The organism is Microbacterium maritypicum MF109 (genome assembly GCF_000455825.1).
In the GTDB taxonomy this organism is placed as follows: domain Bacteria; phylum Actinomycetota; class Actinomycetes; order Actinomycetales; family Microbacteriaceae; genus Microbacterium; species Microbacterium maritypicum_A.
Genome location: NZ_ATAO01000206.1, coordinates 398,491 through 411,064, shown reverse-complemented (window position 1 = coordinate 411,064; position 12,574 = coordinate 398,491). Strand labels below are relative to the sequence as shown.

Genomic DNA, 12,574 nt, shown 5'->3' with positions numbered 1-12,574 from the left:
ACCACTTTGCGGCGAGTGGCTTCGCCTCGAAAGGCGGATCGGGGGCCAGAGTGGAGGGATGTTCCTGCGTTCTGTGCTCCTCCCCGTGACGGCGACCAGTCGGCGCGACCTCGTCGAGAGGCTCGTGCAGCTGCTCGCCGGTCTGTTCCTCTACGGCGTCGCGCTCGGGTTCATGGTGCGGGGAGGCATCGGCGTCGCTCCCTGGGACGTGCTGGCTCTCGGTCTCGCCGCGCAGACCGGCCTCGGCTACGGCGTCATGACCGTGCTGGTCTCGATCATCGTCCTTCTGCTGTGGATTCCGTTGCGCCAACGCGTGGGGCTGGGCACCGTGTTGAATGCCCTGCTCGTCGGTCCGAGTGCGGATCTCGCGCTCGCCCTGATCCCGCAACCGTCCTCGGTGTGGATCGGCGCTCCGATGTTCGTCTTCGGGCTGCTTCTGCTGTCCTTCGCGACCGGCCTCTACATCGCCGCCGACTTCGGCCCCGGCCCTCGTGACGGCCTGATGACGGGGCTCGTCCGTCGAACCGGATGGGCGGTGTGGCTGGTGCGCACACTGATCGAAGGGAGCGTGCTGCTCGTGGGCTTCCTGCTGGGCGGCCCCGTCGGCGTCGGCACCGTGCTCTTCGCCTTCGGTGTCGGCCCGCTGATCGGCTGGTTCCTCCCGCGCATCACCCGGATGCGCGGGGCCCGATCGCAGAAGCTCGGGAGCCTCCGCACCTCCTGACGGAACACCGAGGACCTGCATGACCTGTGCACGCTTGCGTGATCGAGTACCGGCGGATGCTCATGCTTCCGTGTGATCCTCATGCCGATGAGAAGAGCGGCCCTCGGAATCCCGAGGGCCGCTCATCGTTGTGGCGTGTCAGTCGGCGCTGGCGACCACGAGGACCGCGTTGTGACCGCCGAATCCGAACGAGTTGCTGATCGCGACCTGCGGACCGTCTCCGAGGGGCGTGGCTTCGCCGGAGAGGCGGAACGGGACGGCCGGGTCGGGCTCCGTCATGTTGATCGTCGGCGGGGCGACACGGTCGCGCAGCGCGAGGAGGGAGAAGATCGCCTCGAGCGCACCGGTGCCACCGAGAAGGTGCCCGGTCGATGCCTTCGTCGCGGAGACAGGGATCTCGTCGATCCGGTCTCCGAAGACCTTCTTGAGTGCCACGTACTCGTTGGGGTCGCCGACCGGCGTCGATGTCGCGTGCGCGTTGATGTGCGTGACCTGGTCGGCCGTGACCCCGGCCTCCTCAAGCGCCTGCGTGACGGCACGGGCCGCGCCGTTGCCCTCAGGGTCGTTGCCGGTGATGTGATAGGCGTCTGCGGTGACGCCGCCACCCAGCACATAGCCGTAGATCTTGGCGCCGCGGGCCTTGGCGTGCTCCTCGGTCTCGAGGATCAGCGCGGCTGCGCCCTCGCCCATGACGAAGCCGTCACGGTCGATCGCGCCGGGACGCGAGGCATGGGCGGGGTCGTCGTTCCGGCGCGAGAGGGCCTGCGCGGAGGCGAAGGAGGCCATCGTGATCGGATGGATCGCGGATTCCGTGCCGCCGGCGATCACGACGTCCGCGAGCCCGTCCTGCAGGTGATGGAAAGCGTGGATGATCGATTCGGTGCTGGAGGCGCACGCGCTGACCACGGTCTGCGCGTAAGCGCGGGCGTGGAACTGCAGCGACAGGTTTCCGGCAGCGGCATTCGGCATGAGCATCGGAACGGTGAGAGGCATGACCCGGCGCGGGCCCTTCTCACGGAGGGTGTCCCAGGCGTCCAGAAGCGTCCAGAGGCCGCCGATGCCGGTGGCGAAGTCGACGCCGAGGCGCTCGGGGGCGACCTCGGGAGAACCGGCGTCCTCCCAGGCCTCGCGTGCGGCGATCAGCGCGAACTGCGACGAGGGGTCGAGGCGCTTGGCCTCGTGGCGGGGGAGCACCTCTTCAGGGCGGACAATCGCCTCGGCGGCGAAGGTGACGGGCAGCTCGTACTGCTGTACCCAGTCGTGTTCGAGCGTGCGAGTGCCGGACATGCCGGCCAGCAGGTTCGTCCAGTTCTCCGGGGCCGTGCCGCCGATGGCGGAAGTGGCGCCGATGCCGGTGACGACGATGCGCTTGGTCATGAGGTGTGGTTCCTTGTCGAAACGAAGTCGAACGGGTGAGAGGGCAGGCGGAGGATGCCACTCCCCGCGAGGCGCGGGAGTGGCATCCTGCCGGGATTACTCCTGGCCCGCGACGATGAAGCTGACGGCGTCGCCGACGGTCTTCAGGTTCTTGACCTCGTCGTCGGGGATGGTGACGCCGAACTTCTCCTCGGCGTTGACGACGATCGTCATCATCGAGATGGAGTCGATGTCGAGGTCGTCCGTGAACGACTTCTCGAGGGCGACCTCGGAAGCGTTGATGCCGGTCTCGTCGGTGATGAGCTCTGCGAGGCCGGCGAGGACCTCATCGTTGGTGAAAGCCATGTGGTCTTCCTCTTTCTTGCGGGTTGTTTTCGGAACCGTGGAACAGTCTAGGGAAGGTCAGCGCATTCTCAGGGAAGGACGACGACCTGTGCGGCGAACACGAGACCGGCACCGAAGCCGATCTGCAGGGCGAGACCGCCCGACAGCTCGGGGTGTTCGGCCATCAGGCGGTGGCTGGCCAGCGGGATGGAGGCGGCGGAGGTGTTGCCCGTCGTCTCGATATCGCGCGCGATCACCGTGGTGTCGGGCAGCTTCAGCTGCTTGGCGAACTCGTCGATGATGCGCATGTTGGCCTGGTGCGGGATGAACGCGGCGATGTCGGAGGGCTCGACGCCCGCTTTGTCCAGCGCCTCGCGTGCGACCTTGGCCATCTCCCAGACTGCCCAGCGGAAGACCGTCGGGCCCTCCTGGCGGAGGGTCGGCCACGGCACCACGCCGTCGCGGAAGTCGGTGAGTGTGCCGTTCATGCCTACCGCGTCGGCCTTCGAGCCGTCGGAGCCCCAGACCGCGGGAGCGATGCCCGGCGTGTCACTCGGGCCGATGAGCGCAGCGCCCGCACCGTCGCCGAGGAGGAAGGAGATGCTGCGGTCGGTCGGATCGACGACGTCGGACAGCTTCTCGGTGCCGATCACCAGTGCGTAGCGCGCAGCGCCGGCCTTGATCAGCGCATCGGCCTGAGCGATCGCATAGGCGAAGCCGGCGCAGGCAGCGTTGATGTCGTAGGCCGCCGCGGGGTTCGCCCCCACACGGTCGGCCACGATCGCCGAGACGGACGGGGTCTGCTTGGGGTTGCTGATGGTCGCGACGATCACCAGATCGACCTGGTCCGCCGGGACACCCGACTTCTCGATCGCCTCGGCCGCCGCCGTGGTCGCGAGGTCGATCGCGTCCGTCCCCTTGTCGGCTCGCGCGCGGGTGATGATGCCCGTGCGCTGGCGGATCCACTCGTCGCTGGAGTCGATCGGACCCACCAGGTCTTCGTTCGGCACGGCGTTCTCGCCGCGGGCTGCGCCGTAGGAGTAGATGCGCGTGTATGCCGGGCCGGTCACCTGGGCGAGGGTGGCACTCATGCGGCTTCTCCATTCAGCAGCGCGACGGCCGCATCGAGGTCTTCGGGAGTCTTCACGGCGACGGTCGGGATACCGCGGAGGCCGCGCTTGGCGAGGCCGACCAGGGCGCCGGCGGGGGCGAGCTCGATGACCCCGGTCACGCCGGCGTCCGCGAAGGACTGCATGCAGAGGTCCCAGCGCACCGGCGACGAGACCTGGTCGACGAGGAAGCTCAGCGCCTGGGCCCCGTCCGCGACGACGGAGCCGTCACGGTTGGTCCAGAGAGTGATGTCGGGGTTCGCGGGGGTGACGTCGGCCACCGCGTCGCGGAGAGCGGCGACGGCGGACGCCATGTACCGCGTGTGGAAGGCTCCGGCAACCTGCAGCGGGACCACGCGGGTGCCCTTGAGGGGTTCCTCCGCGAGAGCGGCGAGAGCCGGGAGGGCGCCGGCGACGACGATCTGTCCGCCGCCGTTGTAGTTGGCGGGGGAGAGGTCGAGCTCGGCGAGGCGCGCCAGAAGGGCGTCTTCGTCGCCGCCGAGCACGGCGCTCATCCCGGTCTGCTCCTGTGCTGCAGCGTCGGCCATCGCACGGCCGCGGATGCCCACTAGGCGCATGCCGGTGTCGGCGTCGATCACGTCGCTGCCGACGAGTGCCGCGATCTCTCCGACCGAGTGGCCGGCGATGCCGTCGGCGCGACGACCGGCGCGCTGCGTCAAGGCGTCACCGGCGATCAACGACGCGGCGACGATCAGCGGTTGCGCGACACGCGTGTCACGGATCGTGTCGGCGTCGGACACCGTGCCGTGTTCGTGCAGATCGACCTCCGCGGCGTCGGAGTACGAGGCGAGGCGCTCGGCCACCCCGTCGAGCTCGAGCCAAGGGGCGAGGAATCCGGGGGTCTGCGAGCCCTGACCTGGGCATACAACGACAATCACCCACCCAGTCTGCCAACGATTGCCGGAGATCGGTGGATGATCCATCACAAGATTCGGAAAAACCCTTGTGTGTGGTGTACAGAAGGGCGCGCTCAGCGCTGCGGACGTCGAAGCGGTGGCCGCCGCCGCACCTGATCCGCCGCACCGATCGAACCGAGGATCAGCGCGGTCTGCAGGATGAGAGCCTCACGGGGGCCGGTGGCGTCCCAGCCGATGACCTCGCTCACGCGCTTCAGGCGATAGCGCACAGTGTTGGGGTGCACGAACAGCTCGCGTGCTGTGGCTTCGAGGGAGCGCCCGTTGTCGAGGTAGCTCCACAGGGTCGTCACCAGATCGGTGGAGTGCGCCTGCAAGGGGCGGAAGATGCGCTCGATCAGGGTCTGCTTCGCCAACGGGTCTCCGGCGAGTGCCCGTTCCGGGAGCAGGTCATCGGCTTCGACGGGACGGGGAGCACCGCGCCATGCACGGGCGACGGCGAACCCCGCGAGCGCGGCGCGTGCGCTCTGGCTCGCGTCCACGAGGGCAGCGACCTCGGGGCCGAGTACGACGTATCCCGGGCCGAAGGACGGCTCGAGGCGGGAGGCGATCTCTTGGAAGCCGAGCTCTTCCTCTTCGACTTCGTGCCCCTCGACTCGGGCGCGTCCGAGCACCAGGACGAGTCGGGAGCCCTGCACGCCGATGAGCACGTCGACAGCGAGCTTCCTCGCCGTACGGCGGACCAGATCGACGTCGAACTGGGGAGGCGTGGTGCCGACGAGGACGGCGACCTCCCCGTGACCGTGCCATCCGAGCGCGGCGATCCGGCTCGGGAGCTCTTCGTCGGCCTCGCCCGTGAGGATCGAGTCGACGACGAGCGCCTCCAGGCGCGCATCCCACAGGCCGCGGGCCTCCGCAGCCCTGGCGTACACGTCGGCCGCCGCGAAGGCGACATCACGCGAGTAGAGCAGGATCGCTTCGCGGAGATCGTTTCCCCGCCCGGCGACGCGCTCCTCGGTGACCTCGACCGTCACGCGGATCAGCTGCAGGGTCTGCTGGAGGCTGACGCTGCGCAGGAGTTCACGCGGGGCCGCGGCGAAGATGTCGGCCGCGATCCACGGGGTGGAGGTGGGGTCTTCGTACCACTGGATGAACGACGTGATGCCCGCCTGGGCCACCAGCCCGACCGCAGAGCGGCGGGCTGGTGGCATATCGGCGTACCACGGGAGGGTGTCCTCCAGGCGCTTGATCGTCACCGAGGCGATGTCACCGGAGATCCGGCGCAGCCAGGTGAGCGTCGCGGCCTTGTCCATGCCGGAAGGAGGAGAACCTGTCACCGAGGGCTCAGCTTTCGCCGCCCGCGTTGCCGCTGGTTCCGGCGTTCACATCGTGCAGGCTGTACTTCTGGATGGCCTGCGCGGCGAGAGAACGGTCGACGACCCCGTCTTCGGCGAGCGACTGCAGCGTGCGGACGACGATCGACGGGCCGTCGATCTTGAAGAAGCGACGAGCCGCGGCCCGCGTGTCGGAGAAGCCGAAGCCGTCGGCACCGAGCGTGGCGAAGCGGTTCGGCACCCACGGGCGGATCTGGTCCTGCACAGCGTGCATGAAGTCGCTGACCGCGACGACCGGACCCTCGGCACCCTGCAGCTTCTGGGTGAGGTACGCGGTGCGGGGCTCTTCCTCCGGGTGCAGGAAGTTGTGCTCGTCGGCGGCGAGGCCGTCGCGGCGAAGCTCGGTCCAGGACGTGACCGACCAGACGTCGGCGATCACACCCCAGTCGTTCTTCAGCAGCTGCTGAGCCTCGAGTGCCCAGGGAAGACCGACGCCCGACGCGAAGAGCTGGGCGCGGGGGCCCTCGCCCTCGCCGACCGAAACGCGGTGGATGCCGCGCACGATGCCGTCGACGTCCACGTTCTCCGGCTCCGCCGGCATGACCATCGGCTCGTTGTAGAGCGTGATGTAGTACATGACGTTGGGGTCTTCGTGGTTGCCGCCGTACATGCGCTCGAGACCGGAGCGCATGATGTGCGCGATCTCGTAGCCGTAGGCCGGGTCGTACGAGACCGTCGCCGGGTTCGTGGCGGCGAGCAGGTGCGAGTGGCCGTCTGCATGCTGCAGGCCCTCACCCGTGAGGGTGGTGCGACCTGCCGTGGCGCCCATGATGAACCCGCGGGCCATCTGGTCGCCGGCCGCCCACTGGGCGTCGCCGGTGCGCTGGAATCCGAACATCGAGTAGAAGAGGTAGATCGGGATCAGCGGCTCGCCGTGCGTGGCGTAGGAGGTGCCGGCCGCGGTGAACGCCGCGAGGGCACCCGCCTCGTTGATGCCGACGTGCACGATCTGGCCCTGCGGGCTCTCCTTGTAGGCGAGGAGGAGCTCGCGGTCGACCGACGTGTAGTGCTGGCCGTTGGGGTTGTAGATCTTCGCCGACGGGAAGTAGGCGTCCATTCCGAACGTGCGGGCCTCGTCCGGGATGATCGGGACGATGCGGTGGCCGAAGTCCTTCGAGCGCAGCAGGTCCTTCAGCAGGCGGACGAACGCCATGGTCGTGGCGATCTCCTGCGTGCCGGAGCCCTTCTTGGGCAGGGCGTACGCCGAGTCGTCCGGCAGCGACAGTCCGACGTGGGTGGAACGGCGCTCCGGCAGGTAGCCGCCGAGAGCCTGACGACGCTCGAGCATGTACTGGATCGTCTCGTCCTGGGGGCCCGGGTTGTAGTACGGGGGCAGGTAGGGGTTCTCCTCGAGCTGCGCATCCGTGATCGGGATGTGCATCGCGTCGCGGAACGTCTTGAGATTGTCCAGCGTCATCTTCTTCATCTGGTGGGTCGCGTTGCGGCCCTCGAAGTGCGGACCGAGGCCGTAGCCCTTGACGGTCTTCGCGAGGATGACGGTGGGCTTGCCCTTGTGCTCGGTCGCTGCCTTGAACGCGGCGTAGACCTTGCGGTAGTCGTGGCCACCGCGCTTGAGGTTCCAGATGTCCTCGTCGGAGTAGTCCTTGACGAGGGCCGCGGCGCGCTCGTCGCGTCCGAAGAAGTGCTCGCGCACGTAAGCGCCGGACTCGGCCTTGTACGTCTGGTAGTCGCCGTCGGGGGTGACGTTCATCAGGTTGAGCAGTGCGCCCTCGGTGTCGCGGGCGAGCAGGTCGTCCCATTCGCGACCCCAGACGACCTTGATGACGTTCCAGCCCGCACCGCGGAAGAACGACTCGAGCTCCTGGATGATCTTGCCGTTGCCGCGGACCGGGCCGTCGAGGCGCTGCAGGTTGCAGTTGACGATGAAGGTGAGGTTGTCGAGGCCCTCGTTGGCGGCGACCTGCAGCTGGCCGCGGCTCTCGACCTCGTCCATCTCGCCGTCGCCGAGGAAAGCCCAGACGTGCGACTGCGAGGTGTCCTTGATGCCGCGGTTCTCGAGGTACTTGTTCGACATCGCCTGGTAGATGGCGTTGATCGGCCCGAGCCCCATCGACACGGTCGGGAACTGCCAGTACTCCGGCATCAGACGCGGATGCGGGTACGACGGGATGCCGTTCGGGGCGTGCGACTTCTCCTGGCGGAAGCCGTCGAGCTGGTCTTCGCTCAGACGTCCCTCGAGGTACGAGCGGGCGTAGGTGCCGGGCGAGGCATGACCCTGGATGAAGATCTGGTCGGCGCCGCCGGGGTTGTCGGCACCCTTGAAGAAGTGGTTGAAGCCGACCTCGTACAGCGCGGCCGACGACGCATACGTCGAGATGTGTCCGCCGACGCCGATGCCGGGGCGCTGCGCGCGGTGCACGGTGATCGCGGCGTTCCAGCGGATCCATGCACGGTAGCGACGCTCGACCTCTTCGTCGCCGGGGAACTCGGGCTCGTTCTCCGAGGCGATGGTGTTGATGTAGTCCGTCGTCGGGACCATCGGCACGCCCAGGTGCAGCTCCTTCGAGCGCTTGAGCAGGCTGAGCATGATCTCGCGGCCGCGGCCGTGGCCCTTGGCATCCACCAGCTCATCGAGGGACTGCTGCCACTCGCCGGTCTCCTCCGGATCGCTGTCGAGGGGGCCCTGGGAGTACGGATCCTGGTCGTGCACGGTCACGGGGGAACCTTTCGTCAAGCTGGCAGGTCATGCCAAGGAAACGGGAAGCGACACGGGCAGCCTTGTCAGCTGTGCACAACGCGCGCCGGATTCAGCCTATCCCTCTTCTACGACACGGGTGCGCATCGGGCTCCCGATAGACTGACGACACCAGGGCCTTTAGCTCAGCTGGTAGAGCGCCACGTTTACACCGTGGATGTCGTCGGTTCGATCCCGGCAGGGCCCACCCCAGATCGCGAGCTCCATCCTGTCGCCGCGGCGATGACAGGATGGGAACATGACCCCGTCGAGGAAGAGCGCACTCGTGCGTGGGTTCTCCTCGGCGTCGCTCGCGACGTTCGCGGCGCTGGCCGGCCACGTGACCGGCGGCGGACAGATGCCGGGCCCGTTGGGCATCCTGGTGCCCTGGATCTTCTCCCTCATGGTCTGCGTGCTCCTCGCGGGCCGGAAGCTCTCGGTGATCCGATCGAGCATCTCCATCGCGATCAGCCAACTCCTGTTCCACCTCCTGTTCGTCCTGGGGACGATCGAGCCCTCGGGGCGGTCCCTCGGTCACGTACACGGCACTGCCATGGTTCTGCCCGGTGCTTCCGGCACGACGGAGTTGGTCGTCGCCGACGGGACCATGTGGATCGGACACCTGTCGGCGGCGATCGTGACGGTCGCCGCCGCGCATCGCGGTGAGCGGATGCTGCTCGCGCTGCGAGACCTCGCGATTCGGGTGGTCCTCTGGGTGCGTCGTCGGGTGGCAGCGGCGTTGGGCGCCCCCGCGATGCTCGACCTGCGCGAACCGGGCGTCTCGCCGCGTGGTCGTCGTCTGCGTGAGTCGTCGACACTCGCGAGTCTGCGGGGGCGGGCTCCGCCGGCACACGGCGTGAGCTGATCCGCACCGGCTCGTCTGCGGCCGGTGTGTTCCCGCTCTGGGCGCCACGCGCGCCCAGAGCCTCCTGAACGACCGTCGGTGTCGTCCGTCTGCGCCCGGGGCATTCCCTTCTCCCGGGTGTGCACGACGATCCATCGGCGACCCCTCACATCCGGAGAGCACCACCATGACCCTCACATCGTCCGAATCCGCCCCACACTCCCCGCCCTCCCCACCCGCCACGTCCCGTCGACGCGGATGGTTCGTCCCTCTGCTGCTCCGTCTGCACTTCTACGCGGGCATCCTCGTCGGGCCGTTCATCCTCATCGCTGCCGTCAGCGGCGCCCTGTACGCGCTGACCCCGCAGTTGGAACAGGCCGTCTACGCGGAGCAGTTGCGTGCACCCGACACGCAGACATCACTCACCCTCGCGGAGCAGATCGAGGCCGCCGCCGACTACCGTGGCGACCCCTCCGGACTCCTCGCTGTGCGGCCCGCACCCGAACCCGGCGACACCACACGGATCATGTACGCCGAGGACGGGCTGGGACCGAGCGAATCCAGGGCCGTGTTCGTCGATCCCGGAACCGGAGAGATCCGCGGCGATCTGGTCGTCTACGGCACCAGCGGCGCGACGCCGCTCCGCACCTGGATCAGCAATCTCCACCGCAACCTCCACCTGGGAGACGCCGGACGTCTCTACAGCGAACTCGCCGCCTCCTGGCTCGGGATCGTGGTCGTGGCGGGTCTGGGGCTGTGGATCGTCCGCATCCGGAAGTCTCGGGTGAAGAGGGACCTCCTTCGCCCGAACCTCGCCCACAAGGGTTACCGCGGGATGCTGGGCTGGCACACGAGCATCGGGATCTGGGTCATCCTCGGTGCGCTCTTCCTCTCCGCCACCGGAATCACCTGGTCGCAGTATGCCGGGAACAACGTCAGCAGCCTTCGCGCCGCACTCGACTGGGGCACGCCCTCGATCGACACCAGCCTCGACGGCGGCACCGCGTCAGCGGACGAGCACGCCGGCCACAACGGCGCGATGACCGCACCGACCGGCGCCGCCAATCCTGCTACCTTCGACGCGATCCTCGCGATCGCGCAAGAAGAGAACGTCAACACGGGGCAGGTCGAGATCAGACCGCCGACAGAGCCCGGCACGGCATGGGCGATCCGCGAGATCAAGAGCAGCTTCCCCACGGAAGGCGACTCCCTCGCGATCAACGGGATCACCATGCAGGTCGTCGACCGGATCGACTTCGCGGACCTCCCGCTCGCGGCGAAGCTCGCCAGCTGGGGGATCAACCTGCACATGGGGGTCATGTTCGGACTCGTCAACCAGCTCGTGCTGTTCGTCGTCGCGGTCGGACTCGCCGCGATGGTCGTGCTCGGCTATCTCCTGTGGTGGAAACGGAGGCCGCCGCGTGTCACGGGCCCCGTCGTCGGGCCCCCACCCCGCCGCGTGCTGCCGACGGCACCGTGGTGGGGGATCGGAGCGGTGGGAGTCGCCGCCGTTCTCATCGGCTTCTGGCTTCCGCTCGTCGGATGGACACTCCTCGGCTTCGTGATCCTCGACACGGTCATCGGCGTCACGCGTTCGCGAGGCACGAAGGGCGGGTGAAGGCAGCCTATGAGCGGCGAGGCGACCGTCCGAAAGCCCCTGGCGGTCGCCTCGCCGCAGACCTATGCTCCCCGCATGGGACTTCTGACCTTCAGCATCAACGTCACCCTCGACGGCTGCGTCGATCATCGTGAGGGGATCGCCGACGACGAGACCCACGCCCACTTCACGCGACTGCTGCAGGAATCCGGTGCGATGCTCTGGGGCCGGACCACCTACGAGATGATGGAGGACGCCTGGCCGGCGGTCGCCCGCGGCGAGGTGGACGCTCCACGCGCGCTGTACGACTGGGCGGTCGCGCTGGACGCGAAGCCGAAGTATGTGGTCTCGTCCACGCGCGAGGACTTCCCCTGGGCCCACAGCCATCGTCTCGTCGGAGACCTGCGCACGAGCGTACAGAGACTCAAGGACGACACCCCCGATGGTGTCCTGCTCGGCAGCGGGATGCTGGCGAGCGCGCTCGATCGCCTGGACCTGATCGACGAGTACCGGTTCCTCGTGCACCCCCGGATCGTGGGTCACGGCCCGACCCTCTATCAGGACGGACTGCCAGGAACACGCCGTCTCGAGCTGATCTCCGCCACACCGCTTCGCAGCGGGGTCATCGCGACGCACTATCGGCGGGCCCGCTGAGACCTGACCTCCGGGGAGCGAGGCGGCGCGTACGCTGGACCGCACGACACGATTCGGCGATCGGACAGGGGAGTTTTCACACATGGCGGGACGTATCGTCATCAGCGGGGCATCGGGCCTCATCGGCACCGCACTCGCCGCATCGCTCCGCGCGGATGGGATCGAAGTCACCGCTCTGGTCCGTCGGATCCCGCGATCGGAGGACGAGGCGCAATGGGCGCCGGGGGAGAGCGCACTCGACCCCGAGGTTCTGACGGGCGCAGACGCGGTCGTCGCCCTCGGCGGAGCCAGCGTGGGACGGCTGCCCTGGACACGCGGCTATCGTCGGGAGCTCGTCGACTCGCGGCTCCAGGCGACGCGTACCCTGACCACCGCGCTTCGGGCACTGCGCTCCGACGCCCCGGCGCTCGTCTCGGCATCCGCCGTCGGGTACTACGGCTCCGCCCCCGGTGAGATCCTCACCGAGGACTCGGCCGCAGGGCAGACCTTCCTGGCCGATCTGACCGTGCGGTGGGAAGCCGAAGCGCGACGCGCGGAAGACCACACCCGGGTCGCCCTGCTCCGTACCGCGCCGGTGGTGCACAGACGCGGAGTCCTCAAGCCCCTCATCCAACTGACCCGATTCGGCGTCTCCGGGCCGTTGGGCCGCGGCACGCAGATCTGGCCGTGGATCTCGCTCGATGACGAGGTGCGGGCGATCCGCCACATCGTGGACGCCAAGATCGTGGGTCCGGTGAACCTCACCGGACCCACTCCGGCCTCCGCGAACGACATCGGTCGTGCGCTCGCCGCGCGGATGCATCGGCCGTTCTGGCTGCCCGCGCCGGCCTGGGCGCTGCGCTGGGCTCTCGGGGACGCTGCGGAATCGCTGTTGCTCCCCGACGCCGATGTCCGTCCGCAGGTACTGGAGCGGTCCGGATTCCGGTTCACACACGCGACTGCGGCGGAGGCTGTCGCCGCCGCGCTGTGACGTCGTCGAGT

The 12,574-nt window shown here is 68.4% G+C and carries 11 protein-coding genes and 1 tRNA gene; 6 read left to right on the top strand and 6 right to left on the bottom strand.

The annotated features are described in order from the left end of the window. Window positions 1–58 precede the first annotated feature (58 nt). The gene (yczE, locus tag L687_RS41605) at window positions 59–724 is read left to right on the top strand and encodes a membrane protein YczE (RefSeq protein ID WP_021200728.1); all 666 of its coding nucleotides are present in this window, start codon (window positions 59–61) and stop codon (window positions 722–724) included. A 138-nt stretch (window positions 725–862) separates the two neighbouring features. On the opposite strand, the gene L687_RS36225 is transcribed toward yczE, so the two are convergent. The 6 genes from L687_RS36225 to aceE form a co-directional block, all read right to left on the bottom strand. Next, window positions 863–2,101 carry a beta-ketoacyl-[acyl-carrier-protein] synthase family protein gene (locus tag L687_RS36225; RefSeq protein ID WP_021200727.1) on the bottom strand — a complete coding sequence of 413 codons (1,239 nt, stop codon included), beginning with the start codon at window positions 2,099–2,101 and terminating at the stop codon, window positions 863–865. Between the two features lie 96 nt (window positions 2,102–2,197). Beyond that, window positions 2,198–2,446, bottom strand: a complete 249-nt coding sequence (locus L687_RS36220; RefSeq protein ID WP_017830435.1) for an acyl carrier protein — start codon at window positions 2,444–2,446, stop codon at window positions 2,198–2,200. A 68-nt stretch (window positions 2,447–2,514) separates the two neighbouring features. Next, complete coding sequence (locus L687_RS36215; RefSeq protein WP_021200726.1) at window positions 2,515–3,516, bottom strand: beta-ketoacyl-ACP synthase III; 1,002 nt, start codon at window positions 3,514–3,516, stop codon at window positions 2,515–2,517. Then, window positions 3,513–4,433 (bottom strand): ACP S-malonyltransferase, encoded by a 921-nt coding sequence (locus L687_RS36210; protein WP_031207699.1) that lies wholly within the window; start codon window positions 4,431–4,433, stop codon window positions 3,513–3,515. Before L687_RS36210 ends, L687_RS36215 begins: the two co-directional genes overlap by 4 nt. 92 nt (window positions 4,434–4,525) lie before the next feature. Next, complete coding sequence (locus tag L687_RS36205) at window positions 4,526–5,722, bottom strand: PucR family transcriptional regulator (protein WP_021200724.1); 1,197 nt, start codon at window positions 5,720–5,722, stop codon at window positions 4,526–4,528. A gap of 31 nt (window positions 5,723–5,753) precedes the next feature. Beyond that, window positions 5,754–8,480: a pyruvate dehydrogenase (acetyl-transferring), homodimeric type gene (gene aceE / locus L687_RS36200; protein WP_021200723.1), complete on the bottom strand. Its 2,727-nt coding sequence runs from the start codon at window positions 8,478–8,480 to the stop codon at window positions 5,754–5,756. Between the two features lie 153 nt (window positions 8,481–8,633). On the opposite strand from aceE, the gene L687_RS36195 reads away from it, so the two are divergent. The 5 genes from L687_RS36195 (at window position 8,634) to L687_RS36175 (ending at window position 12,563) form a co-directional block, all read left to right on the top strand. Continuing rightward, a tRNA-Val gene (locus tag L687_RS36195) sits at window positions 8,634–8,706 on the top strand. A 51-nt stretch (window positions 8,707–8,757) separates the two neighbouring features. Then, on the top strand, window positions 8,758–9,363 hold the full coding sequence (locus tag L687_RS41925) for a hypothetical protein (RefSeq protein WP_021200722.1): 606 nt from the start codon (window positions 8,758–8,760) through the stop codon (window positions 9,361–9,363). Window positions 9,364–9,529: 166 nt separating this feature from the next. Further along, a complete protein-coding gene (locus tag L687_RS36185; RefSeq protein ID WP_021200721.1) occupies window positions 9,530–10,960 on the top strand; it encodes a PepSY-associated TM helix domain-containing protein in 1,431 nt (476 codons plus the stop codon). Between the two features lie 75 nt (window positions 10,961–11,035). Further along, complete coding sequence (locus tag L687_RS36180) at window positions 11,036–11,593, top strand: dihydrofolate reductase family protein (RefSeq protein ID WP_031207696.1); 558 nt, start codon at window positions 11,036–11,038, stop codon at window positions 11,591–11,593. An 82-nt stretch (window positions 11,594–11,675) separates the two neighbouring features. Beyond that, the gene (locus L687_RS36175; protein ID WP_021200719.1) at window positions 11,676–12,563 is read left to right on the top strand and encodes a TIGR01777 family oxidoreductase; all 888 of its coding nucleotides are present in this window, start codon (window positions 11,676–11,678) and stop codon (window positions 12,561–12,563) included. Window positions 12,564–12,574: the final 11 nt, after the last annotated feature.